The organism is Magnetospirillum sp. (assembly GCA_027532905.1).
Lineage (GTDB): Bacteria > Pseudomonadota > Alphaproteobacteria > CACIAM-22H2 > CACIAM-22H2 > Tagaea.
Genome location: JAPZUA010000006.1, coordinates 46906 through 70756, shown reverse-complemented (window position 1 = coordinate 70756; position 23851 = coordinate 46906). Strand labels below are relative to the sequence as shown.

Genomic DNA, 23851 nt, shown 5'->3' with positions numbered 1-23851 from the left:
CCGTTTGTTCCCCCCGCTTTGGAGAAATCGATGCCCGGAAAAATCGACGCCCGTCTGGCCGAACTGGGCCTGGTCCTTCCCGCAGCGGCTGCACCGGCAGGCAACTACGTGCCCTATGTGGTCAGCGGCAAGCTCGTGTTCGTGGCGGGCCAAATCACCTTGCAGGACGGCAAGCCGCAATTCCTCGGCAAGCTCGGCCGCGAATTCGGCATCGAGGAAGGCCAAGCGGCAGCGCGCCTGTGCGCGATCAATATCCTGTCGCAGCTGCGCGCGGCCGCGGGCGGCGATCTCGACCGTATTGTGCGCGTCGTGCGCCTGGGCGGCTTCGTGAACTGCACGCCCGATTTCGTCGACCAGCCGCAAGTCATCAACGGCGCTTCCGACCTTATCGTCGCCGTGTTCGGCGAAGCGGGCAAACATGCGCGCGCGGCCGTGGGCGCACCGTCGCTGCCGCGCGGCGTTGCGGTCGAGATCGAAGCCGTCGCCGAGCTTGCCTGACGCATGGCCGACGGCGACCGCAATCTCTCGCTCGAGACGATCGAAGGCCTCGATGCGGTCGCGGCAGCCGAGTGGGATGCCTGTGCGGGAGCCGACAATCCGTTTGTGTCGCACGCCTTCCTGCGTGCGATCGAAGAGTCGGGCTCGGCCTCAGCCGAAACCGGCTGGCAGCCGCATCATTTGATCGCGCGCGACGCTGCCGGCACGCTCGTGGGTGCCGTGCCGATGTATGCCAAGGGCCATTCCTACGGCGAATACGTGTTCGACCATAGCTGGGCCGACGCCTATCGCCGGGCGGGCGGGCGCTATTATCCGAAGCTGCAGGTCTGCGTGCCGTTCACGCCGGTTCCGGGGCCGCGCCTGCTCGTGCGCCCCGGCCCCTTGGCCGAGGGCGTGCGCGAAGCGCTGGCGGCTTCGATGGCCGATCTGCCCAAGCGGCTCAACGTGTCGTCGCTGCACGCAACCTTCTGCACGGAAGAAGAAGCCGGCGTGTTCGCCGATGCGGGCTTCATCCTGCGCCGCGGTTTCCAGTTCCACTGGACCAATCGCGGCTATGCCGATTTCGAAGCGTTCCTCGCCGAGCTCTCGCATTCGCGGCGCAAATCGATCCGCAAGGAGCGGCGCGAAGTGGCGCAGATGGGCGTCGAACTCGTGCGCCTCACGGGCGACGCGATTCTACCCGAGCATTGGGACGCGTTTTTCGAGTTCTACATTTCCACGTCCGACCGCAAATGGGGCAGCCCCTATCTCACGCGCGAATTTTTCGACATGTTGGGGGCGCGCATGGCCGACAAAGTGCTGCTCGTGATGGCGCGCAAAGACGGGCAATGGGTTGCAGGAGCGCTGAACCTCATCGGCAGCGATACGCTCTACGGCCGCAATTGGGGCTGTGCGGGCGACTTCAAGCATTTGCATTTCGAGGCGTGCTACTACCAAGCGCTCGATTTCGCGATCGAGCGCAAACTCACGCGCGTCGAAGCGGGTGCGCAAGGCGAGCACAAGCTCCAGCGCGGCTACATGCCCGTACCGACGTGGAGTGCGCACCGGCTGCGCGACGCCGGATTCGACAAAGCCGTGCGCGATTTCTGCGCCAACGAAGCGCAAGCGGTCGAAGCGCATTGCCGCGAGCTTGCGGCGGCGGGCCCCTTCAAGGCGGCGGGTCCGCAGGCGTAACAGGCGGGCTCGCAGCCGCCGCATTGCGCGTCGCCACCTCGTGGCGCATTTCGGCCGCAACGACCTTTTCGGTCATTACGCGCAAATTGTTCACGAACATGCGCAAGAGTGCGCGCACGAACGGGTCGGTGCTGCGCAGCTTTTCCTGGAACTGGTCGGCCGGGACCGCGAGCACGACCACGTCGCTCGCCGCGATCGCGTCCGCCATGCGCGGTTTGCCGTCGATGAGCGCCATCTCGCCGAAAATCTCGCCGGCCGCCAGCGTCGCAATGAGCCGGTTCTGTCCGGCCACAGGCCGCACGATATCGACGGTCCCGCTCTGGATCACATAGGCGACGTCGCCCGCATCGCCCTTGCGGAAGATGGCCTTGCCCGCCCGATAGGTCTTGCGCGGCAGGAACTGCGACATGGTCCCTTTCCTGCAATTGCCCCGCGATGGGCCCCGCGATCAGCCGCGCTACCCGGCGAGTGCCGGCACTTTGGGAGCACCCTTTTCGGGCGGGGCCGGCGGCGGATAGTCGAAAGCGAGTTTGCCGTTTTCGACCTTCACGCGCACCTTGCCGCCCTTGGCGAGCTTGCCGAACAGCAATTCGTCGGCCAGCGGCTTCTTGATGTTCTCCTGGATCACGCGGCCGAGCGGACGCGCCCCGTAGAGCTCGTCGTAGCCCTTTTCGCCGAGCCACGTGCGCGCTTCGTCGGACACCTGGAGAGCCACCTGACGGTCGGCCAATTGGCGCTCGAGCTGGCCCACGAACTTGTCGACGACCTTGTGGATCGTGTCCTGCGACAGGCGCGCGAACCCGATCGTGGCGTCGAGGCGGTTGCGGAATTCCGGCGTGAACATGCGCTTGATCGCCTCTTCGTCTTCGCCCGTGCGCATCTCGTTGCCGAAGCCGATCGCGGCTTTGGCCTGTTCGGCGGCCCCTGCGTTCGTCGTCATGATCAGGATCACGTTGCGGAAATCGACGTTCTTGCCGTTGTGGTCCGTGAGCTTCCCGTGGTCCATGACCTGCAGCAGAATATTGTAGAGATCGGGGTGCGCCTTCTCGATTTCGTCGAGCAGCAGCACGCAATGCGGATGCTGATCGATCGCGTCGGTGAGCAGGCCGCCTTGGTCGAAGCCGACATAGCCCGGCGGCGCACCAATGAGGCGCGACACGGTGTGGCGCTCCATGTATTCCGACATGTCGAAGCGCTTGAGTTCGACGCCGAGCGACAAGGCAAGCTGGCGTGCGACTTCGGTTTTGCCGACACCCGTGGGGCCGGAGAACAGATACGAACCGATCGGCTTCTCGGGCTCGCGCAGACCTGCGCGCGCCAGCTTGATCGACGCGCACAACGCGTCGATCGCGCGGTCCTGGCCGTAGACGACGCCCTTGAGCTGGCTTTCGAGATTCTGCAGCACGGTCTTGTCGTCGGTCGAAACCGATTTGGGGGGGATGCGGGCGATCTTGGCGATCGTCGCTTCCACATCCTTGACCGCGATCGTCTTCTTGCGCTTGGCGGGCGGCAGCAGCATCTGGGCCGCCCCCACCTCGTCGATCACGTCGATCGCCTTGTCGGGCAGCTTGCGGTCGTTGACGTAGCGCGCCGACAGCTCGACCGCGGCCTTCACCGCGTCCTTCGTGTAACGCACCTTGTGGTGCTCTTCGTAGTAGGGCTTGATGCCTTCGACGATCTTGATCGCATCTTCGATCGACGGTTCGTTGACGTCGATCTTCTGGAAGCGGCGCACAAGCGCGCGGTCCTTTTCGAAATAGCCGCGATATTCCTTGTAGGTCGTCGAGCCGATGCAGCGCAACTGGCCCGAGGCGAGTGCGGGCTTCAACAAGTTCGACGCGTCCATCGAACCGCCGGACGTCGCCCCCGCACCGATCACGGTGTGGATCTCGTCGATGAACAGGATGGCGTTTTCCTGCGCTTCAAGTTCCGAGAGCACGGCCTTCAAGCGCTCTTCGAAATCGCCGCGATAGCGGGTACCCGCAAGCAGCGTGCCCATGTCGATCGAATAGATCGTGGCGTTGAGCAACACTTCGGGCACTTCGCCCTTCACGATCTTGCGCGCGAGCCCCTCGGCGATCGCCGTCTTGCCAACGCCGGGGTCGCCCACATAGAGCGGGTTGTTCTTGAAGCGCCGGCACAGAATCTGGATCGTGCGTTCGACCTCGGCCTCGCGGCCGATCAGCGGATCGATTTTGCCTTGCGTCGCCTTCTTGTTGAGATTGACGCAATAGGCGGCAAGTGCCCCTTCTTTGCCCTTGGATGCCGGCTTCTCGGCCGCACGCTCGGGACCGCGCTCGGGACCGCGGTCGTTCGACTGGCCGGTCGTTTCGTCTTCCGAAGCACCGCGCACGCGGCGCGGCTCGGAACGGCCCGGCACCTTCGCAACACCGTGCGAGATGTAGTTGACCGCATCGAGGCGCGACATGTCCTGCTCCTGCAGGAAATAGACGGCGTGGCTCTCGCGCTCGGAGAACATCGCCACGAGCACGTTGGCCCCCGTCACTTCTTCGCGGCCCGAGGACTGCACGTGGATCGCGGCCCGCTGCAGCACGCGCTGGAAGCCCGCCGTGGGCTTGGCTTCGCCGCCGCGCGAGGTCACGAGACCCGCCAATTCGTTGTCGAGATACTGGCCGAGATCGCGGCGCAGCTTGTCGATATCCACGCCGCAAGCGCGCAAGACGGCGACCGAGTCTTGGTCTTCGGTCAGTGCCAGCAGCAGATGTTCGAGCGTGGCGTATTCGTGGCGGCGTTCGTTGGCGTGTGCCAATGCGCGGTGCAGGCTCTGTTCGAGATTGCGCGACAACATGTGCGTGTCTTCCCCTCCCCTGGGCCCGGGAGGCAACGCTGCGACGGCAGCGCGCCCCGAACGGAGCCTGGCAAACCGCTGTACCGAACCCGACGCGACGCGACGTTTGGAGTCCGACATTCGAACTCTACGCTCGCAACGCCGACTGCGCCATCGATAGCGCAAAAACTTTGCGAGCCGAGACTCTGCAAACGTCGGGCCGTTCGGGTTCGCCTGCAGCAGCGCGGTATCGGACGAAGTCCGAAGTTGCAGCGCCGCCATCGACGAATTCAGCGACCAAGATCAATTTAGGACGATCGGCGCCCAATTGCGAGAGATGGGCACCACAAGATTTTGATTTCGTTTTTGATCAGTCTTTTTCGAGCGTGCAGCGCAGCGGATGCTGGTTGCGGCGCGCAAACTCGGTCACTTGATTGACCTTCGTCTCCGCGACCTCGTACGTGAACACGCCGCACACGCCGACACCGCGCTGGTGCACCTGCAGCATGATCGCAGTCGCGGCCTCGCGGTTCTTCGAGAAAAACCGCTCGAGCACATGCACGACGAATTCCATCGGCGTGTAGTCGTCGTTGAGCATCAAGACCTTGTACATGGCGGGCTTTTTGGTCCGCGTACGGGTTTGCAGCGCAACGCCGTTACCAAGCCCGTCGTCGCCAGGACCCCGATCGCCGTCCTTCTCGTCGCCCATCCGCAGCAGATTTCGATCGATCATTGCCTTTTTGTCCCCAATTCCGCCGCGGATGATATGGCATTCAGGGGGGCCGTTAAAAGGGGGTGCATTGCCCGTGCGCGCCGATTTGCGCAGAATCCTTGCGAAAAAGAAAAACCCGCCGACCTCGCGGCCGACGGGTTTTTGCAGGCAGGCGGCAGAGCCACCCACGGGCCATTAGGCCGCGTTGGCAGGCTTCAGCAGCTTTTCGACCGCGACATTGACGCGGGCGTTGATCGGCTGGATCGCTTCGTTGGCGACCTTGATCGACATTTCCGACAGCTTGGTGCTCTCGGCAACGTACTTGTCGAAGGTCGTCTTGGCGAAGTCGGTCTGCAGGTCGACGGCTTCCTTCAGCGTCTTGGCGCCGAGGAGCGCCTTGGCGACGGCGGCCGAAGCTTCGACCGTTTCCTGGGTCAGCGCGTACCAAGCCTTGCCGACATTTTCGAAGCCCTTGGCGTAGAGCGTCGAGGCGACGACGAATGCGTCGACGTTTTCCTTCGAGAACGCGGCCATGTCGGCAACGGCCTTGGTCGTCTGGGCCTGCGCCTTTTCGACCTGTTCCTTGGCCTGACCCATATAGTCTTCGAAGCCCTTCGGGTTGAACATCTGGGCGATCTGCTGGAATTGTTCGGTCATGGGAGATCCTTTCTCGATCTTCGGGGCGATCATTGCGACCGCCGGTTGGGTTGCAGGTGCTTTGGGTGCCGCCGATGCGGCCTGCGGTGCTGCGACAGGCTGGACCGGCGGGGGGGTGGCCTCCGGCGTGCGCAGCGCAGGTTGAACCGCTTTCGGCGGAGCAGTTTCGGCTTTCGAAGCGGGAGCAATCGCGACGTCGGCCTTGCCCTGCGGCTTGACCGGCGACGCCTTTGCGCCCTTGTTTTTGCCCTTGGATTTACCCATCACGGCACCCGCTTCCAATGTCGAAATGCTGCAATGCAGCATGCCAACAATATATGCGATTCGCCGGCAGCTTCAAGCGATAATTGTGCGCTGCAGCATAAATCCGTCGCTGCGATATCTAACCATATGAAAGAAATACTAAATCAGTAAAGGCTCGAGGGTCCGACAATCCCGTTCGGCGCCAGCCGAACCTCGAATGTACGATCGCCACCCGCTTCGCGGACCCGGTCGCGATATGCGGCATATGCGTTCTCGGGCGGTGCCGCAAAGGGAATCTCGGTTTTATCGTGCATCAACAGCAAGGCTGGAAACGCCAATGTCGGTGCGAGGCTGCCCGCAGCGCGCCAGCCGTTGATGTGGAACTTGCCCTCGGCACAGGCCGTCACGATCCAATAATAGTCCCACGACGGGAAGGCGATGTCGGTGCGCGTTGGGGCGCCGAAGCCATCCGCCTCGAGTGCGCGTGCCAAAGCACGGTAGGTATCGAGATCGAGGGTGGCCGTGCTTTCGCGCTCGGGCCGCCACGGGTTTTTGTAGCCGCCGCCGTAGCTGAACAAAGTGATATTGGCGGCCGATACGACCGTGCGCAGGGTTGCCCCTTCGGCGGTGCGCACGAGATCGTAGACGCGGGTCTGGTCTTCGTAGTCGCCGTTGTAGACGAGCCGATAGCGCGCGGGCGCCCCGGCGACGCAGGCTTCGCGAATGTCGCGGCCTTCGAGCAGCGCAAACCACGACAGACGCCCCACGACCGGCGTGCGCGCCTGCTCGACATTGCTGCAGGCGGCCGTCGCCAAGATGGCGGCGAGTGCGAACAAAGCTTTGGCCTGCATCGTTGTCGTCCTCGTGGGCATTTCTAGAGTCGGTCGCAATTGCCTGGAATCACGAATATATGGTGACACTATTGCGAGGCACAGGTAATGTCGAGTCGCTGAAATATTCTGCAACAAGACACAGCAAAGGCTGCCTCGACGATGCGCATCTCCGATCGCTTTCTCCGGCTTGCTTTCGCGACCTTGGCCGTTGTCGGCATGGCCGCTTTGTCGATGCCGGCGCAGGCACGTTACGCTTCGATCGTCGTCGATTTCGAGACCGGCCGTGTGCTCAGCGAACAGGGGGCCGACGAACGTCGCCATCCCGCGTCGCTGACCAAGATGATGACGCTGTTTTTGATCTTCGAGGCCCTTGACCAAAAGAAGATCACGCTGGACCAACGCTGGAACGTGACCGCCTTTGCTGCCGGACAGTCTCCGACCAAATTGGGGCTGGAAGAAGGCGACCGTGTTCGCGTGCGGGACGTGATCCTCGGCCTCGTCACGCGCTCGGCCAACGACGCGGCCGTCGTCGCCGCCGAAGGTCTGGGCGGCACCGAGCCCCGCTTTGCCGAGATGATGACGCGCCGTGCGCGCCAGCTTGGCATGAGTGCCACCGTGTTCATGAACGCCTCGGGCCTGCCGCACGACCAGCAAATCACCACGGCGCGCGACATGGCGACCCTCGGGCGCGAGTTGATCCGCCAGTATCCGCACCACTACCATTATTTCTCGACCACGGAATTCAGCTACGAAGGCCGCCAGTTCGCGAATCACAACCGGCTCATGCGCTGGTACGAAGGGGCCGACGGCATCAAGACCGGCTTCATCCGCGCGTCGGGCTTCAACCTCGTCGCCTCGGCCATGCGCGACGGTCGGCGCATCGTCGGTGCCGTGATCGGCGGCCCGAACCCCAGCGAGCGCGACCAGTATATGGGCAAGCTGCTCGATGCCGGTTTCGAGCGCCGGGCGCCCAATATCGCGGTCGCCCAAGCGCCGACCGCCCCTGCGGCCGCGCGCAATCAGACGGCCCGCAACCAGACGGCCAACGCCGCCAAACCGAAGCCCGCTGCCGCCGCGCCGGCCAAGCCCGCCGCCGTCAAAAGCGAAAAGCCCGCCTCGAGCCAGCAGCGCACCGACGCCGCCCCGGCGCAAGGCGAATGGGCCATCCAGGTCGGCGCCTTCAACCAACGCGTCGCCGCGCGCAAGGCCGCCGAAGACGCCAGCCGCATCGCCGCCCAGCATGTGGCGAAGGCCGAGATCCAAATCCTCGGGCCTGCCTCGGCGGCGCGCAATGCCGCTGCCCATCGCGCCCGCCTCACCGGCCTCACGCAAGCCCAAGCGCGCGCTGCCTGCCGGGCGCTCGACGCCAAAGACATGGATTGCATGATCGTGGGCCCGTCCGCCGAGCGCCGCCAAAGCGGTGCGTCGGTCGCCAACGCCGGTTAACGCGGCGCCCAGGGCTGGGTCTTGAGCTCGGCCATGAAGTTTTTTTTGTGCCGCCGGACCCAGGCTTCGTAGTCCCAGGGCTGCGGGGCGACGACGAATTCCACCGAACCGTCCTCGACGAACAAAACGGCTTCCCGGGCTTTGCCGTTTGCGTCGATCGCCGAAACAATCCTTCGGCCGTAGCCGGGACCTTCGTAGATGTCGAGCAAGCGGCCGGCCGCTTTGTCGAGGCCACGGGCCAGTACGCCGTCGATCGACGCCGTGCGATCGGGCCGCGCGATCGGAAAACTGGCACCTTTGAGCGCGAACCGTCGCCAGCCCTCAAGCCGGGCGGGCTCGACCGCGGCGGGCGCAAGATCGCCCATCACATGGCGGCGAATGTCGGGGTCGATCAGCGTGCCGTAGAAGAAGTAACGCATCGCGACCCGCACCCGATCTAGTGGCCGGAAGCCGCGTCGTCGGGCAAAGCGATGCCCGAGGCCGCAAGCTGCGCTTCGAGGGCCGCCTGGAGGCGCGCCAGACCGGCCGCATCCTTGGCCTCGCAGCGGGCGACCAGCACGTCCTGCGTGTTGGAGGCGCGCAACAGCCACCAGCCGTCGGCCGTGGTCACGCGAACGCCGTCGACATCGCTGACCTTGGCGCCCGATGCGGCAAGCCGCGCTTTGACCTCATCGACCACGCCGCGCTTTCGCGTGTCGGCGCAAGGAAAACGCAACTCCGGCGTGTTGACGACGTTCGGCATGCGGTCGCGGAAATCGGCGAGCGAGGCTTCCCCGCCGACGAGGATCGCGAGCAGCCGCAGGGCCGCGTACATCGCATCGTCGAACCCGTACCAGCCGTCGGCGAAAAAGATATGGCCCGACATTTCGCCGGCCAAGGGTGCGCCCGTTTCCGTCATCTTCGTCTTGATGATCGAGTGGCCGGTCTTCCACATCAAAGGCACACCGCCCATGCGCGCGATCTCGTCGAACAGGACCTGGCTTGCCTTGACGTCCGCGATGATCGTCGAACCCGGAAGTCGAGAAAGGATCTCCGACGCCAACACGGCGACGAGCTGGTCGCCCCACAGAATGCGGCCCTGCCCGTCCACAACGCCGATGCGGTCGCCGTCGCCGTCGAAGGCAATGCCAAGATCGGCCTTCTCGGCCATCACGGCGTTCTGCAGCTGGACGAGGTTCTTGGCGACCGTCGGATCGGGATGGTGGGCAGGAAACGTGCCGTCGATGTTTTCGTTGAGCAAAATATGGCGACCCGGCAGCCGCTTGGCGACGGCAACAAGAACCTCGCCCATCGAGCCGTTGCCGGCATCCCACACGATCGTGAGCTTCTTGCCCGCCTTCGGGAAATCGCGCAGCAGCCGGTCCACGTAAGCCGCCTGCACGGCAAGATCGCCAACGCTTCCCTTGCCCGAAACCAAGTCGCCGGCCGCAACGGCACGTCCCATGGCCTGGATCTCCGGGCCCCAGAACGAGGCCTTGGCGCGCATCATCTTGAAGCCGTTGTAGTCGGCCGGATTGTGCGAGCCCGTGATCATCACGCCGCCGTCGAGATGGTTTTCGCGCACGGCGAAATAAAGCTGCGGCGTGGGCCCAAGGCCGGTGCGCAACACCTCGAGCCCGCTATCGGCCAAACCCTTGGCCGTTTGCGCCATCATTTCGGGCGACGACAGACGCCCGTCCCACCCAAGCGCCACACGGCTGCCGCCGCTGCTTGCGATCGCCGACCCAAAGCCGCGCCCAAGCGCGTAGGCATCCGCCACATGCAGCGTTTTGCCGACAATGCCGCGCACGTCGTATTCGCGCAGGATGGTGGCTTCGAAGGTGTGGCGGAAACTCATTCCTCGGCTCCGGAACCGACGGCCGCCGCGGGGCGCCCGACCGAATGGTAGACGAAGCCCGCCGCCTTCATGTCGGCCGGCGAATAGACATTGCGCAGATCGACGACGATCGGCGATTTCAGCAGCTTCTTGACGCGATCGAGCTGCAGCGAGCGGAACTGGTTCCACTCGGTCACGATGACGAGGCAGTCGGCCCCTTCCATCGCGGCATAGGCGTCCTTCGCAAGCTCGACGCCGGGCAGCATGTGCTTGGCCTCATGCATGCCTTCAGGATCGTAGGCGACCACGCGGGCACCGGCGGCCTGCAAGGCGGGCAGAATGTCGAGCGACGGGCTGTCGCGCATATCGTCGGTGTTGGGCTTGAAGGTGAGGCCGAGCACGGCCACCGTCTTGCCTTTGACCGAACCGCCGCAGGCAGCGACGACCTTTTCGGCCATGCGCTTCTTGCGCTTGTCGTTGATGTCGACGACCGTTTCGATGATGCGCAGCGGCGAGCCGTAATCCTGAGCCGTCTTCACCAAGGCCAGCGTGTCCTTGGGGAAACACGAGCCGCCGTAGCCGGGACCGGGATGCAGGAACTTCTTGCCGATGCGCCCGTCGAGGCCGATGCCCTTGGCGACGTCGTGCACGTCCGCACCCACTTTTTCGCACAGATCGGCGATCTCGTTGATGAACGTGATCTTGGCCGCAAGGAACGTGTTGGCGGCGTATTTGATGAGCTCGGACGTCTCGAGGGCCGTGAACACGATCGGCGTTTCGATCAGATAAAGCGGGCGATAGAGCTGGCGCATCACGTCGCGCGCGCGCTCGCTTTCGGCCCCAATAACCACGCGGTCGGGCCGCATGAAGTCGCCGATCGCGGCCCCTTCGCGCAGGAACTCCGGGTTCGAGGCGACGTCGAACTGCGCATCGGGCCGCACGGCCTTGATGCGGCGGGCGACTTCGCGACCCGTACCCACGGGTACTGTCGACTTTGTCACGACCACGGCATAGCCGGTCAATGCGCGGCCGATCTCTTCGGCGGCGGCGTAAACGTAAGAGAGATCGGCATGGCCGTCGCCGCGGCGCGACGGCGTGCCGACCGCGATGAACACAGCATCGGCTCCGGGGACGGCGGCTTTGAGATCGGTCGTGAAGGACAGGCGACCGGCCTTCACGTTCGATTCGACGAGCTTGTCCAAGCCCGGCTCGAAGATCGGAATGCCGCCGGCCTTGAGGCGCGCGATCTTGCCTTCGTCCTTGTCGACGCAAACCACGTCGACGCCGAATTCCGAGAAGCAGGCTCCGGTCACCAGGCCGACATAGCCCGTTCCCACCATGACGATGCGCATGTTCGATTCCCTTTAAGTGTAGCGCTTGATGACGGCTTGCGCCGCCGGCCCCAGATCGGCGCGCGCCAGCGCAAACGCGATCTGGGCTTCGAAAAAGCCGATTTTGTCGCCGCAATCGAAGCGCTGGCCTTCGAAGCGATAGCCGTGGAACGGGCTCGTGCCGATCATGGGCACCAGCGAATCCGTGAGTTGGATTTCGCCGCCTGCCCCTTTGGACTTCTTGTCGAGATGGGCAAACACGGCGGGCTCGAGAATGTAGCGGCCGATCACGGCGAGCGTGGACGGCGCTTCTTCGGCCTTCGGCTTTTCGACGAGGCCGCGCACCTGCACGAGCCGCCCGTCGTCGCGGCCGGGCGACAGAATGCCGTAGCGCTGCGTATGCGCCTTCGGCACGTCCATCACCGCAACCATGTTGCCGCGCACTTCGGGATAGATATCGCACATTTGCTTGAGTGCAGGCGTCTTGGCCAAGATCAAATCGTCGGCGAGCAAAACGGCAAACGGCTCGTCGCCGACGAGATCGCGGGCACACCACACCGCATGGCCCAAACCCAGCGGCACTTGCTGGCGCGTGTAGGCAACGTCGCCGGCCGGCGGCAGCCAGGCGCGCAGCGCTTCGAGTTCGGCGGTTTTGCCGCGCGCTTCGAGCGTATGTTCGAGTTCGTAGGAATGGTCGAAATGGTCTTCGATCGTGGTCTTGCCGCGCCCGGTGACGAAGATGAATTCCTCAATGCCGGCGGCCCGCGCTTCTTCGACCGCATACTGGATCAGCGGCGTGTCGACGACGGGCAGCATCTCTTTGGGCATCGCCTTGGTCGCGGGCAGAAACCGCGTGCCAAGACCGCCCACGGGAAAGATCGCTTTGCGAACGCGGCGCATCATGAAACGTGATTCCTGAAACAGTGCCAGAGGGGTTGCGGCAGAGAACGCGCAAGCCCACGCCTTCATGCCCGTGGCGCTAATGCCATAGCCACGCCCGCCCCGCAAGTTGACCCTGCGGCACCCAAAACGCGGCCGTGCGACATCTGCGCGACATGGACGCGACATCGGCGCAGCGCCCACGCGACGTGGACGCGACATAGGCGCGACGTTTTCGAGTCTAAGCCTCTGATTTAGCGTTGTTTCACCCCAAACTCGCAGTAAAAAATCGAGGTTGCGCAAGACCGGTACCATGAGAGCCTCCTTTCGCGGAGAGACTACCCGAAATCAGAAATTTAAGCTATATAAGATTATTAACATATATAGAACAAATACCCCGAAGAAAAAGCGTCACTGCGACCGTGTAGAATCCGTGGGCGCCGATCGAACCCAGACCCCCGGAATGTACCGATGCCGCCATTGCCCTGCCGTCGCCGTGTTTCGACTATCGCTTTGATGGCGGTCGCCGCCGCCTTACTGATCGCAGGCCCCACTGCCGCCTTCGACCTGCAGGGCCATCGCGGCGCGCGCGGCCTCGCCCCCGAAAACACGCTGCCGGCTTTTGCAACCGCCCTTGGCATCGGCGTTTCCACGCTCGAATTCGATGTCGGCATTTCGGCCGACGGGGCGGTCGTCGTGGCGCATGACCGCCGCCTCAATCCGGACATCACGAAAGACGCCGACGGCGCTTGGCTTGCAACCCCCGCCCCGCGCTTGCGCGACTTGCCGCTCGCCGCCTTGCAGCGCTTCGATTTGGGCGCCATTAAGCCGGGTACGGACTATGCGCGGCAGTTCGCCACGCAATCGCCCAAGCCCGGCGCACGCATGCCAACACTCGCCGAGGTAGCAGCACTGGCGGCCCGCGCGAACGCTGCCGATATGCGCTTCAATATCGAAACCAAAATCTCGCCGCTCGCCGCCGACGAAACTTTGCCGCCGGAGACCTTCGCGCAGACGCTGATCGACGAAATTCGCCGCTTGGGGCTCGCCTCGCGCACGACGATCCAAAGCTTCGATTGGCGCACGCTCGCGCATGTCGCGCGCACAGCGCCTGAGATCGCGCGCGTCCATCTCACCTTCGAACGCGCGGACGGCAGCGGCAGCGATACGGTCGGCAAAGGGCGCGGCGTGTCGCCCTGGACTGGGCTCGATGCCGCCAACCACGGCAATTCCACGCCGCGCTTAGTGGCCGCGGCCGGCGGCAAAATCTGGTCGCCGTTTTTCCGCAACCTCTCGGCCGAGGCGATGGCCGAAGCCAAAACCCTCGGCCTCGCCGTGATCCCGTGGACCGTGAACACACCCGCCGACATGGACGCGATGCTCGCACTCGGCGTCGACGGCATCATCACCGACTATCCCGACCGGTTGCGCACTCAAATGGCAGCACGCGGCCTCCCCTTGCCGCCGCAGCGGCCGGTGGTGCCTTAGACGACAAAAAATCGCACCGCCTGTCGAAAACAACCAACGTCGCGCGTCTTCCCTTCGCAAACGGGCAATCGGGCCGTTTCGCCACAAGGGGGATATGCAATCATGACCATGAAATTCGCGACCACAGCGGCTTTGGCGGCGATCGTCTCGTTCGCGGCGATGGGCACTGCTGCTGCGCAAACGCCGCGCGGCACGCAGCACGCGCTCGAGACGCTTTCCGGCGTCTATACAAGTGCCGCACCCGAATCCTGGTACGGCAGCTGGGGCACGCGGCATTTTGTGTTCGAGAACGGTCGCTGGGAATTGAACTTCACCCATGCGCTCGACCCGAACATGGAGAAAAAGACCTTCCGCTTCCGCACGCTCGGGCCGTACCGCATCGCAGGGCCCGTCGCGAGCGTGCCCGGCGGCTTCCATGGCGTGTTCGGGGAGGCACAGAAATTTGTCACGCTGCTGACCGACGATCCAGCCATCGTGGCGGCGATGGGCTTGGCTGCGTGCGGGCTCAAGCTCAATGTCGAGACCGACATTTCGCTGACCGGCTGCGGCAATTGGAAGCCCGTGGCGCAATGCGGCGAAGACCACGATCTCGTGGCACTCGACGGCAACCGCCTGTGGTTCGGCGTGCGCCCGCGCGACAACGACATGTGCACGCCCGACAAGCGCCCGACCGCCCTGCTCGAGCCGCCGGTCGTCAAACGCTAGGCGACGGCCCTCGCCTCAATCGCCGAGCAGCACGCGTTTGGCGTCGTTGAGGCGGGCGGCGAGTTCGTCCGTACCGCCATGGTCGGGATGCACCTTCATCATCAAGCGGCGATGGGCGGCTTTGATCGTCGCCGCGTCGGCATCTTCGGCGACACCCAACAGGCGGGCGGCCTCGCTGCGCGTCATCCCGCCGCGCGCAGGCGACGCGGGCGGTGCTTCGCCCGAGGCCGCCCCGCCGTGGCTGCGCCAGTCGGGGGCCGCACGGTCGAGAAAGGCTTCGAGCAGCGGCGCACTGTCCGGATCGTCGAGGCGGGCTTCGGCGAGAAGGTCGAGCAACGCATCGAGCCCGAGTTCGGAGAGTTTGCGCCCGCGCATCTTGCCTTCGCGCACGAGCCCGTCCATCGCCCCCGTCGCGTGGTCGAGCGTCATGCGCAGAAGCCGCGTCTCGACGCTTGAATCGTCGGTCTCGGTTTGCGCCGTACCCCCCTGGCCGATCTGCCAGCTTTTGAAGAAGCGCATAAGTGCCGGGGCAAACGCCGAGCCGAGGGCGAGCACCGACCACAGGCGCCCGGTCACGAGCAGGAACAAGGCGCCCAGAATGCCCACGCCTGCCCCTGCGATCTTCGCACCGGCAATGATCTTTTTGGGCGGGGCGTCGGCCAGCGTGCGCAAGAGCAGCCACAGCAGAAACGCAACGCCGCAGCCGATCAGGAGATAAAAAAGGCCCATCGCCGCACCCGCCCGCTATTTGAGCTGGGCGAGCAGCGTTTGGGCGGCGGCCCCGCTGCTGCGCTTGGAAAGATCGGCGAGTGCGGGCCTGCCGCCCGCGGCATAGGCGGCGGCGGCGGCCAGAAGATTCTTGAGCGCGTCGGGCGCGTTCGCGTCGAACGGGCAATAGGCCCCGCGCGTGAGGCGCGCGATGGTCTCGAGCGTGCGGCGCGCGGCCGGATCCCCGCCCTCGTGGAACACGAACACGGGCAGGCCTGCGAGGGCGAGTTGGCCCGCAAGACCCGCCAGCAGATCGGCACTTTCCTCGACCGCGTCGCCCACGAACACGAGAGCGCCCACCTTGCGCCGCTTGGTTTCGGCAAGGGCATGGCGCAGCACGTTGGCGATCTGCGTTTCGCCCGCTTGGCAACGCACGGCTCCCATGCGCGCCACCAGATCGGCCGCATTGTCGGCCCAGGGCGAGGCTTCGAACGTCGTAAGGCCGCCGTAATGCACAAGCTGCACGGCAAGCCCGCCCAGATCGCGCGCGGCGAGGAACATCTCGCCCTGGATCTTGGCGGCGCGCTCCCACATCGGCTCGCGGCTCGCGGTGGCGTCCATCGCGTAGACAAGGCGGCCTTTGGGCGCGGTTTTGGCCGTGCCGACGGGGGCAAGCGACTGGGCGCGCGCCAAAAACGCTGCCACCTGTTTGCTGCCGCCGGTCGAAGGAAGGTTTTTGCCGCTCATGCGACACAAGAGATAGGGAGAATGGCGGCCAATTGCTAGGCGCCCAATCGCTATGCGCTACGTGCCAACACGGGTGCGGGTGCGGGTACGGAGGTCGGCACCGGGATGGGCCCCGGCGGGGCATGCAGGCCGATCGCTTCGATGAGGCTGCGGATTTCCTGGCGGCCGGCGATGTGCGACATCGTGAGCGGCGTCTGGATGCCGCGTTCGCGCAGATCGAGCAGCGTGAGGCCAGACAGGAAAAGCTCGCGGAAAATCACGCGGTCGCCGAGGCCCGGCGCTTGGCGGAAGCCGAAGCGGCGGGCGAGCGTGTCGAGCGTTTGGGCCATGTTGCGCTTGTTGCGCGCATCCACACCCGCCAGCCGATTGCGCAGCACGAGCCAGTCGATGCTCTCGCCGTTGCGCTTGGCGCGGATTTTCTTTTGCTCCCACACCATCGCGCTGTAGGCCGAGGGGCAGATCACGCGCAACGTCATCGGCTCGACCTTCGCGAGCAGATCGAGATCGACGAAACTGTCGTTCATCGGCGTGATCAGCGTATCGGCGTAGGAGTGCGCCACACGGCTCATCGTCTGGTCGGAGCCGGGCGTGTCGATTACGATGGTCTGGCAGGTGGCCGAAAGTTCCGCGATCGCGGCTTCGAGACGCGCGGTCTCGTCGGCAATGCCGGCCTCGCCGAGCTGCGCCGAGCGCGGCACGAGCCGATGCTCGGACATCGGCAGCGGCAGTTTGAGCCGCTCCATCGACTGGTTGCGGTTTTCGAGATAGCGCGTGAGCGTGGCCTGGCGGGAATCGACGTCGATCGTGCCGACGCGCAAGCCCGCGCGCAGCAGCCCCACCGTGAGGTGCATCGCCACCGTCGATTTGCCAGAACCGCCCTTTTCGTTGCCCAAAACCAGAATACGCGCGCGCGGTGCCGGGACGGGCGCCGCCGTCGCCGGAAAATTTTCTGTGAGAATCCCCGAATCGGCCGTCATAACTCTAGTCTACCGCGTTCGAGGCGGTTTAATCTTGCGTTCTGCTATGGCCAACGATTCCGACATCGAAGATACGCTGCCGCCCTCGGGGCATCGGCTCAAATTCGTCGCCGACCGACACGGCGCGTTTCTGTTCGGCCGTCCGGGCGGACAGCGTGCGGATTCGCGCAAGGAGAATTTCCGCGGCTCGAACATCGAAGGCGCCACTCTCGCGTCCGGCATCTTCACGGGCAGCATCTTCGCCGAGAGCCGGCTTGCCGACTGCGATTTCTCGATGTGCGATCTTTTCGGTGCGGATTTTTCCGGCTGCGACCTCACGCGCGCGAATTTCTCCAAGGCCGATCTGCGCGCGGCAAGCTTCATCCACGCCAAAATGCGCGGCTGCAATCTGTCCAACGCCGATCTGCGCCCGGGCCAGATCGTCGAATGGGCGACCCTCAATCCCGACGCCAAAGAGGTCGCCGCGAGCTTCGAATCGGCCGATCTCGAAAACGCGCGCCTGACCGACAGCAACCTCTCCTTCGCCTCCTTCGAAAACGCGTCGCTGAAGGGGGCTTCGCTGGGCGGGGCGACGATGTTCTCGGCCAATCTGCGCGGCGCCGATCTAGCGGGGGCCAAATTCGACAACGCCAAGCTCAAGGGTGCCCAGCTTGCGGGCGCGCGCCTGTTCGGCGCTTCGTTCAAGAACGCCGATCTGTCGGGCGTCGATCTGCGCGGCGTCGAGATGAACAACGTGCAGATGGCCGGCGCCAAACTCGACGGCACCATCTACGCCGATCCGCCGCCGGGCCAGAATCTGCCCGCCGAAATCAAAGGCGCTGTGGCCGCGCACAAAATCTGGGCCGAATCCGGCGGGCGCGAGGGCGTGCGCGCCGATTTCGGCGGCCGCGACCTGACCGGCGTGGATTTCGGCGGCTGCGAGCTTTCGGGCGCCCGCTTCGACGGCGCGATCTTGAGCCGCGCGCGTTTCGTGGCCGCGACCTTGCGGCTGGCAAGCCTTGTTTCGGTGCGCGGCGAGCGCTGCGACTTTTCGGACGCCGATTTGTCGGGGGCGCTGTTCACGGGCGCCCGCCTCGAGGGCGCCTTGCTCGTCGGCGTCGTCGCCCGGCCGATGGATATGCGCCGGGCCGACGGCACGCCCGCCGGCAAGCGCACGGCCACGAGCTTTGCCAAAGCCTCGCTCGTGGGCGCCGACCTGCGCGCGGCCGACCTGCGCGGGGCGAGCTTCGCCGGGGCCGATCTGCGCGGCTCCAACACCGCAGGTGCTTTCCTCGCGAACGCCGATCTCGCCGCCGCCCGCCGCTGATGCTGCCGCGCACTGCCAGCGACGGGGCAGCAAGCTACGACGATCTCGTGCGGCGGTTTGCGTGGCGAATTCCGCCGCGTTTCAATATCGGCGTCGACGTGTGCGACCGCCATGCGGCGGCAACGCCCAACGCCCCGGCCCTGATCTTCGAAGACGAAAACGGCCGGATCGAAACGCTCGATTTTGCCGCCTTGCGCGCGGCCAGCAACCGGCTTGCCAATGCGCTCATTGGCCTTGGGCTCGAACGCGGCGACCGCGTCGGCATCCTGATGGCGCAGTCGCCCGAAACGGCGACGGCGCACATCGCCTGCTACAAGGCGGGTTTCATCGCCGTACCCCTGTTCTCGCTGTTCGGCGAAGACGCGCTCGCCTATCGGCTCGGCGATTGCGGGGCGGCGTGCGTGATCGCGGATGGGGCCCAGATCGGAAAACTGCTGGCGATCCGCGACCGCCTGCCCGCCTTGCGCCACATCGTTGCGGCGGGCGATGCACCCGCCGGCACGCAAGCCTACGCAAACCTCGTGGCGCGCGCGGCGGACGCATTCACGCCGGTTGATACGCAAGCCGACGATCCGGCCGTGATCATCTACACCTCGGGCACCACCGGCAGCCCCAAGGGTGCCTTGCATGCGCATCGCGTGCTGCTCGGGCACCTACCGGGCGTGGAGATGCCGCAGGACATGTTCCCGCAAGAAGGCGACCTGTTCTGGACGCCCGCCGACTGGGCCTGGATCGGCGGCCTGTTCGACGTGCTGCTGCCGTCGCTGCATCATGGTGTGCCGGTGCTCGCCCACCGCATGCGCAAATTCGAGCCCGACAAGGCGCTCGATCTGATGGCGCGCCACAAGGTGCGCAACGTGTTTTTCCCGCCGACCGCGCTCAAGCTCATGCGCCAGAGCGGCATCAAGCGGCACGAGGGTGTCGCGCTGCGCTCGATCGGCTCGGGCGGTGAATCGCTCGGCGACGAATTGCTCGCCTGGGGCCGCGATGTATTCGGCGTCACGATCAACGAATTCTATGGCCAGACCGAGTGCAATCTCGTGGTGTCGAACTGCGCTTCGCTGTTTGCACCCAAGCAAGGCACCATGGGCCGGGCCGTGCCCGGCCATCGCGTAGCCATCATCGACGATGCGGGCCAGGAACTGCCGCCGGGCGAAGTCGGCGAAATCGCGGTGGCCCGACCCGACCCGGTCATGTTCCTGGGCTATTGGAACAACCCTGCGGCCACGGCCGAAAAATTCGTCGGCGACTGGCTCAAGACCGGCGACCGCGGCGCCCAAGATGCCGAGGGCTATTTCAGCTACGTGGGACGCGGCGACGACGTGATCACGTCGGCCGGCTACCGGATTGGGCCGGTCGGCATCGAGGAATGCCTCTTGCGCCATCCTTCCGTGGCGATGGCGGCCGCCATCGGCGTGCCGGACCCGATCCGCACCGAAAGCATCAAGGCGTTTGTGGTGCTGAAACCCGGCCATACGGGCGACGCGGCGTTGGCGAAGGCGCTGCAGAACCAAGTGCGCGACCGCTTGGCAGCGCACGAATATCCGCGCGCGATCGAGTTCGTCGCCGAACTGCCGCTGACCGCGACCGGCAAAATCATGCGCCGCGAATTGCGCCAGCGCGAAATCGAAAAACAACAAGCACCCAAACACCGGGAGACGCCGCCATGACAAAAACCATCGACTATTACTTTTCGCCAAACAGCCCGTGGGCCTATTTGGGCCACGAGCGCTTGGTCGCGATCGCCAAACGCGCGGGCGCGCATATCAACGTCAAACCCGCCGACTTCGCGCGCATCTTCGCGGCTTCCGGCGGCTTGCCGGTGGCGCAGCGGCCCAAGCAACGCCTCGCCTATCGCATGATGGAACTCAAGCGTTGGCGGGAATTTCTCGGCATCCCGCTGAACCTCACGCCCAAATTCTCGGGCGTGCCGACGCAAGCTGCCGCCCGCCTCATCATTGCGGCCGACCTCAAGGAGCTCAACGCCATGGCGCTCGCAGGCTTCATCGGCAAAGCCGTGTGGGAGGAAGAGCGCGACATTTCCGACGCCACCACCTTGCAGGCGATCGCCGCCGAGCATGGCCGCAATGCCAAGCTGCTGTGGGACACCGCACAGACCGACGCGACCAAGGCCGCGTACGATACCTACACCGACGAAGCGATCGCGGCGGGCGTGTTCGGGGCCCCCACCTATGTCTACAAGGACGAGCTGTTCTGGGGCCAAGACCGGCTCGACTTCCTCGAGCGCGCATTGGCGGCCCCGTGAGCGAATTGCGCGCAGCCCTCGCTGCCCGCGATTTTGCGACGGCCGAAAAACTTGCGCGCGAAGGCCTCGCGCGCGATCCGGCCGACAATGCCACGCGCCGCCTGCTGGCGGCATTGCTGCTTGAGCACGGGCGGGCGGGCGAAGCGCTCGCCGCCCTCGATACGAGCAGCGACGATGCCGAGCTTGCCTTCCTGCGCGGCCACGCGCACGCCGCCCTCGGCAATACGAATGAAGCCGCTGCAGCGTTTGCCGCAGCGGCGGCATCGCGGCCCGGCTGGGCGCAAGCTTGGGCGGCCGAAGGGCTGATGCGCCACCGCCTGGGCGATTTGGCGAACGCGCAAGCCAGCTACGCGAAAGCCTTGGCGCTGCAGCCCGCAGATGCCGACACGCGCGAGAAGCTCGCCGCTGTTCTCGACGATGCGGGCGATGCGGCCGCCGCCCAAGCATTGCTCGAGGACGGCCTCGCGCGCATGCCCGATGCAACGCGGCTGTGGCTGGGGCTCGGCCTGTCGCTGCTGCGCAAAGGCCGCAATCCAGCGCTGGCGGCCCAAAAATTCGCCGCCGCGCGCAAGCTTGCCCCCGAGAACGCCGAACTTGCCTACAACCACGCACTCGCCCTTGCCAAAAGCGGCGATTTTGCAGGGGCGGAAACCGCCTATCGCGACGCAATTGCGCGCGCCCCCGCCTTCGCGCCCGCCTTGCTCAATCTCGGCAATCTGCTGGCCGACGCGCGGCGCTTGGCCGAGGCGAGCGCGTTTCTTGCCCGTGCCGTTGCCGTGGCGGCCCCATCGCTCGGCGCTTGGCAAAGCCATGCGAGTGTGCGGCTGCGCCTCACGGATCCTGCAGGCGCTGCCGCCGCCGCTCGCAGCGGCCTCGCTCTTTATCCGAACGATCCCGATCTGCGCCTCACCCTCGGTGCAGCACTTTGGGAGATCGGCGAACTTGGCAGTGCTCAACGCCTGTTCGAAAGCCTCTTGGACGTCGAGCGCCTGCGCCCGTCCGCACGCCAGGGCCTGTCGAACATTCTCTACGAACGCGCAGAGTCGGAAGCCGCGATGCGCGAACTCGAAGCCGCGTTGGCCGAGCGGCCGGGCGATGCCAATCTCGCCCAGAGCCTCGCCTTCGTGTCGCAATACAGCGCCAAAGCCGATGCCAAAGAACGGCTGCGCTGTGCTTCCATCGCTGCCGCCGCGATCGAAAAACGCGCGCCCGTGCCGCATCCATTGCCGCCCCAGCGCGGCAAGACGCTGCGCTTGGGTGTGGTGTCCGGCGATCTGCACGGCCATCCGGTCGGGCATTATCTGCTGCCCGTGATCGAAGCGTTCGACCCGCAGCGCGTGGCGGCGTTCTGCTACGCAAACGGTTCGCGCGACGATGCGATCTCGGCCCGCTTGCGCGCCGCATCGACCGGCTGGCGGCGCGTGGAAACGCTCGACGATGCGGCCCTCGTGCGGCACATCCGCGACGACGGCATCGACATTCTGCTCGATCTTGCGGGCTACACGCCCAACAACCGGCTTGGCGTGTTCGCGGCACGCGCCGCCCCGTTGCAGGGAAGCTGGCTCGGCTATCCCGCCACGACGGCGTTGCGCGAGATCGATTTTGTGATCGCCGACGAACATCTGACGCCGCCCGAGATCGCACCCGGCTTCACCGAACGCGTCGTGCGCATGGCAGGCAGCTGCATGCCGTTCGCGCACCCGTTCGACGATCTGCCCGTGCCGAGGCGCCCGTCGCCCGCGGGCCGCGCGATCCGCTTCGGCAGCTACAGCAATGCCGCCAAACTCTCCCCCGTCACGCTCGAAGCGTGGGCGGCGATCCTGCACCAAACGCCGGGATCGACCTTGCGCCTGTGCGGACGCCAATACGGTTTCCCGGAGGTGGCCGCCGAACTCGAACGGCGCTTCGCCGCCCTCGGCATTGCGGCCGAACGACTGCTCCTCGCCCCCGCTTTGCCCCGCCGCGCCCTCGTCGAATCCTACGGCGAGATCGACATCGCCCTCGACCCGTTCCCGTGGTCGGGCGGTGTGACGAGTTTCGAAGCCTTGTGGATGGGCGTTCCGGTCGTGACCCTCGCGGCCGACCGCGCCATCGGCCGCGTGGGCGTGAGCATCCTCGCCGCGATCGACCGCATGGATCTCGTCGCGGCCACGCAAGACGCCTATGTGGCGACGGCCGTTGCCCTCGCGCGCGATCCGCAGCGCCTCGAAGATCTATGGCAAGGTTTGCGCCCCGCCCTTGCGGCTTCGAGCTGCTTCGACATGCAAGCCTACGTAGGATCGTTCCTCGCCGCACTCGACGCGGTGTGGGCGGCGAAATTCGGGTCGGCTTAAAGCAGGCCCAGGCTGCGCAATTCGTCGGCCATCGCCGACGGCAATTTGGCCTGTGCTTCGGCCGTCTTGGCGTCGAGATCGGCAGGCGCGCTCGACGCTTCGAAATAGCGCCAGCCCTGGAAGGCGCGCATGGGCTTGGGCGCCGTGCGCACGAGCTTGGAATCGAGCAGGATTTCGCAGGCCGGTTTGCCTTCGCGGTCCTTGCGGCTCGCGAATCCCACGATCTTCTGGCGGCAGCGGACCGTGCCCTTGATAACCCAATAGAGCGAGCCTTCGCCCGCGATCTCGGGCCCACGCTTGGGCGTGTTGCGCGTGACGTGTTTGAGCTGGGGCTTCAGGCCGCGCGCCTTCTGGTCCTTCAGGCGCTTCTTCTGCCACGCCGCCAAATCCTCGACGGATTCGACGCCGACGCACAGCTTCACGATATGCAGCGCCATTATTCGCCTTTGACCTGCGCCAGCACTTTGTCGAGCATGGCCACGAGCGCGCGGCCCGTGTCGCCGCCGTCGCCCGCGACTTTGGAATTGATCACGACCGCGATCGCGTCGGCGGTCGCCTTCACGATGACGAGGCTCTTGGCGTCGAGGCCCGCGGCCGCATCGAGATAGCGGCACAATTGGTCGCCGAAGCGCGTGACCAGCGGATAGCCGTAGGAGCCGCCCTGCCCGCGCAGCTCGTGCGCAATCTTGTAGACCTCGTCGCGCTTGGCAAGGTCGTTGGGCTGGGCCATCAAGGCCGCCGCCGCCGCCACGAGCTTGACGACTTCGACCTTGGCGATTTCCTCGAACTCGCCGCGCAAACCCTCGATGACCTTGGCCGCTTTGTCGACCGCGCCCAGCGCAAAACCGCCCGAGCCGACTTTCGATTTGAGCAGATTGGGCGGATTGATGACCTGGAATTTCCGGCCGGCGGCTGGGTCGCTCATACGCGTTTCCGTCTTCTTCT

At 65.4% G+C, this 23851-nt stretch carries 24 protein-coding genes; 10 read left to right on the top strand and 14 right to left on the bottom strand.

Annotated features, from left to right (window positions below; all coding sequences use genetic code 11):
• The first annotated feature begins 30 nt into the window (after positions 1–30).
• Both O9320_18990 and O9320_18985 read left to right on the top strand, forming a co-directional pair.
• Entirely contained in the window at positions 31–498 is a 468-nt protein-coding gene (locus tag O9320_18990) for a RidA family protein (GenBank protein ID MCZ8312939.1), read from the top strand.
• 3 nt (positions 499–501) lie between these two features.
• Positions 502–1671 carry a GNAT family N-acetyltransferase gene (locus O9320_18985; GenBank protein MCZ8312938.1) on the top strand — a complete coding sequence of 390 codons (1170 nt, stop codon included), beginning with the start codon at positions 502–504 and terminating at the stop codon, positions 1669–1671.
• Here the strand turns inward: O9320_18985 and O9320_18980 are convergent.
• The 4 genes from O9320_18980 to phaP all read right to left on the bottom strand — a co-directional run bounded on the left by O9320_18980 (position 1646) and on the right by phaP (position 5828).
• Positions 1646–2080 (bottom strand): cyclic nucleotide-binding domain-containing protein, encoded by a 435-nt coding sequence (locus O9320_18980; protein MCZ8312937.1) that lies wholly within the window; start codon positions 2078–2080, stop codon positions 1646–1648. The two genes, O9320_18985 and O9320_18980, sit on opposite strands and share 26 nt — an antisense overlap.
• 48 nt (positions 2081–2128) lie before the next feature.
• Positions 2129–4480 carry an ATP-dependent Clp protease ATP-binding subunit ClpA gene (gene clpA / locus O9320_18975; protein ID MCZ8312936.1) on the bottom strand — a complete coding sequence of 784 codons (2352 nt, stop codon included), beginning with the start codon at positions 4478–4480 and terminating at the stop codon, positions 2129–2131.
• Between the two features lie 349 nt (positions 4481–4829).
• Positions 4830–5168 carry an ATP-dependent Clp protease adapter ClpS gene (gene clpS, locus O9320_18970; GenBank protein MCZ8312935.1) on the bottom strand — a complete coding sequence of 113 codons (339 nt, stop codon included), beginning with the start codon at positions 5166–5168 and terminating at the stop codon, positions 4830–4832.
• A 198-nt stretch (positions 5169–5366) separates the two neighbouring features.
• Positions 5367–5828: a TIGR01841 family phasin gene (phaP, locus tag O9320_18965; GenBank protein ID MCZ8312934.1), complete on the bottom strand. Its 462-nt coding sequence runs from the start codon at positions 5826–5828 to the stop codon at positions 5367–5369.
• Here phaP and O9320_18960 point away from each other — a divergent pair.
• A complete protein-coding gene (locus O9320_18960) occupies positions 5827–5973 on the top strand; it encodes a hypothetical protein (protein MCZ8312933.1) in 147 nt (48 codons plus the stop codon). The two genes, phaP and O9320_18960, sit on opposite strands and share 2 nt — an antisense overlap.
• 262 nt (positions 5974–6235) lie before the next feature.
• Here the strand turns inward: O9320_18960 and O9320_18955 are convergent, their stop codons facing one another.
• Positions 6236–6922, bottom strand: a complete 687-nt coding sequence (locus O9320_18955) for a hypothetical protein (protein ID MCZ8312932.1) — start codon at positions 6920–6922, stop codon at positions 6236–6238.
• Positions 6923–7063: 141 nt separating this feature from the next.
• Between O9320_18955 and O9320_18950 the strand changes: the two genes are divergently transcribed.
• Positions 7064–8350 carry a D-alanyl-D-alanine carboxypeptidase gene (locus O9320_18950; protein MCZ8312931.1) on the top strand — a complete coding sequence of 429 codons (1287 nt, stop codon included), beginning with the start codon at positions 7064–7066 and terminating at the stop codon, positions 8348–8350.
• On the opposite strand, the gene O9320_18945 is transcribed toward O9320_18950, so the two are convergent.
• Genes O9320_18945 through galU form a run of 4 tightly spaced genes read right to left on the bottom strand, consistent with a single transcriptional unit; the run spans position 8347 to position 12400 of the window.
• Complete coding sequence (locus O9320_18945; protein ID MCZ8312930.1) at positions 8347–8769, bottom strand: gamma-glutamylcyclotransferase; 423 nt, start codon at positions 8767–8769, stop codon at positions 8347–8349. The genes O9320_18950 and O9320_18945 overlap by 4 nt on opposite strands.
• A 17-nt stretch (positions 8770–8786) precedes the next feature.
• Positions 8787–10187: a phosphomannomutase/phosphoglucomutase gene (locus tag O9320_18940; GenBank protein MCZ8312929.1), complete on the bottom strand. Its 1401-nt coding sequence runs from the start codon at positions 10185–10187 to the stop codon at positions 8787–8789.
• Positions 10184–11518 (bottom strand): UDP-glucose/GDP-mannose dehydrogenase family protein, encoded by a 1335-nt coding sequence (locus O9320_18935; protein MCZ8312928.1) that lies wholly within the window; start codon positions 11516–11518, stop codon positions 10184–10186. The genes O9320_18940 and O9320_18935 overlap by 4 nt, the downstream gene beginning before the upstream one ends.
• Before the next feature lie 12 nt (positions 11519–11530).
• Positions 11531–12400 (bottom strand): UTP--glucose-1-phosphate uridylyltransferase GalU, encoded by an 870-nt coding sequence (galU, locus tag O9320_18930; GenBank protein ID MCZ8312927.1) that lies wholly within the window; start codon positions 12398–12400, stop codon positions 11531–11533.
• 447 nt (positions 12401–12847) lie between these two features.
• On the opposite strand from galU, the gene O9320_18925 reads away from it, so the two are divergent.
• Complete coding sequence (locus tag O9320_18925) at positions 12848–13864, top strand: glycerophosphodiester phosphodiesterase (GenBank protein ID MCZ8312926.1); 1017 nt, start codon at positions 12848–12850, stop codon at positions 13862–13864.
• 102 nt (positions 13865–13966) lie between these two features.
• The gene (locus O9320_18920; protein ID MCZ8312925.1) at positions 13967–14569 is read left to right on the top strand and encodes a hypothetical protein; all 603 of its coding nucleotides are present in this window, start codon (positions 13967–13969) and stop codon (positions 14567–14569) included.
• A gap of 15 nt (positions 14570–14584) precedes the next feature.
• On the opposite strand, the gene O9320_18915 is transcribed toward O9320_18920, so the two are convergent.
• The 3 genes from O9320_18915 to O9320_18905 are packed head-to-tail and all read right to left on the bottom strand — an operon-like array spanning position 14585 to position 17001.
• Positions 14585–15298 carry a DnaJ domain-containing protein gene (locus O9320_18915; GenBank protein MCZ8312924.1) on the bottom strand — a complete coding sequence of 238 codons (714 nt, stop codon included), beginning with the start codon at positions 15296–15298 and terminating at the stop codon, positions 14585–14587.
• A gap of 15 nt (positions 15299–15313) precedes the next feature.
• A complete protein-coding gene (locus O9320_18910; GenBank protein ID MCZ8312923.1) occupies positions 15314–16024 on the bottom strand; it encodes a VWA domain-containing protein in 711 nt (236 codons plus the stop codon).
• A 50-nt stretch (positions 16025–16074) separates the two neighbouring features.
• Positions 16075–17001: an AAA family ATPase gene (locus tag O9320_18905; GenBank protein ID MCZ8312922.1), complete on the bottom strand. Its 927-nt coding sequence runs from the start codon at positions 16999–17001 to the stop codon at positions 16075–16077.
• A gap of 46 nt (positions 17002–17047) precedes the next feature.
• On the opposite strand from O9320_18905, the gene O9320_18900 reads away from it, so the two are divergent.
• Genes O9320_18900 through O9320_18885 form a run of 4 tightly spaced genes read left to right on the top strand, consistent with a single transcriptional unit; the run spans position 17048 to position 22906 of the window.
• Complete coding sequence (locus O9320_18900; protein MCZ8312921.1) at positions 17048–18307, top strand: pentapeptide repeat-containing protein; 1260 nt, start codon at positions 17048–17050, stop codon at positions 18305–18307.
• Positions 18307–19977, top strand: coding sequence for an acyl-CoA synthetase (locus tag O9320_18895; GenBank protein MCZ8312920.1), 1671 nt, complete (start codon positions 18307–18309; stop codon positions 19975–19977). The genes O9320_18900 and O9320_18895 overlap by 1 nt, the downstream gene beginning before the upstream one ends.
• The gene (locus O9320_18890; protein ID MCZ8312919.1) at positions 19974–20573 is read left to right on the top strand and encodes a 2-hydroxychromene-2-carboxylate isomerase; all 600 of its coding nucleotides are present in this window, start codon (positions 19974–19976) and stop codon (positions 20571–20573) included. Before O9320_18895 ends, O9320_18890 begins: the two co-directional genes overlap by 4 nt.
• A complete protein-coding gene (locus O9320_18885) occupies positions 20570–22906 on the top strand; it encodes a tetratricopeptide repeat protein (GenBank protein ID MCZ8312918.1) in 2337 nt (778 codons plus the stop codon). Before O9320_18890 ends, O9320_18885 begins: the two co-directional genes overlap by 4 nt.
• Here O9320_18885 and O9320_18880 read toward each other — a convergent pair.
• Together O9320_18880 and O9320_18875 are read right to left on the bottom strand one after the other, a co-directional pair.
• On the bottom strand, positions 22903–23343 hold the full coding sequence (locus O9320_18880) for a DUF1489 domain-containing protein (protein MCZ8312917.1): 441 nt from the start codon (positions 23341–23343) through the stop codon (positions 22903–22905). The two genes, O9320_18885 and O9320_18880, sit on opposite strands and share 4 nt — an antisense overlap.
• Positions 23343–23831 carry a hypothetical protein gene (locus tag O9320_18875; protein MCZ8312916.1) on the bottom strand — a complete coding sequence of 163 codons (489 nt, stop codon included), beginning with the start codon at positions 23829–23831 and terminating at the stop codon, positions 23343–23345. The genes O9320_18880 and O9320_18875 overlap by 1 nt, the downstream gene beginning before the upstream one ends.
• Between the last annotated feature and the right edge of the window lie 20 nt (positions 23832–23851).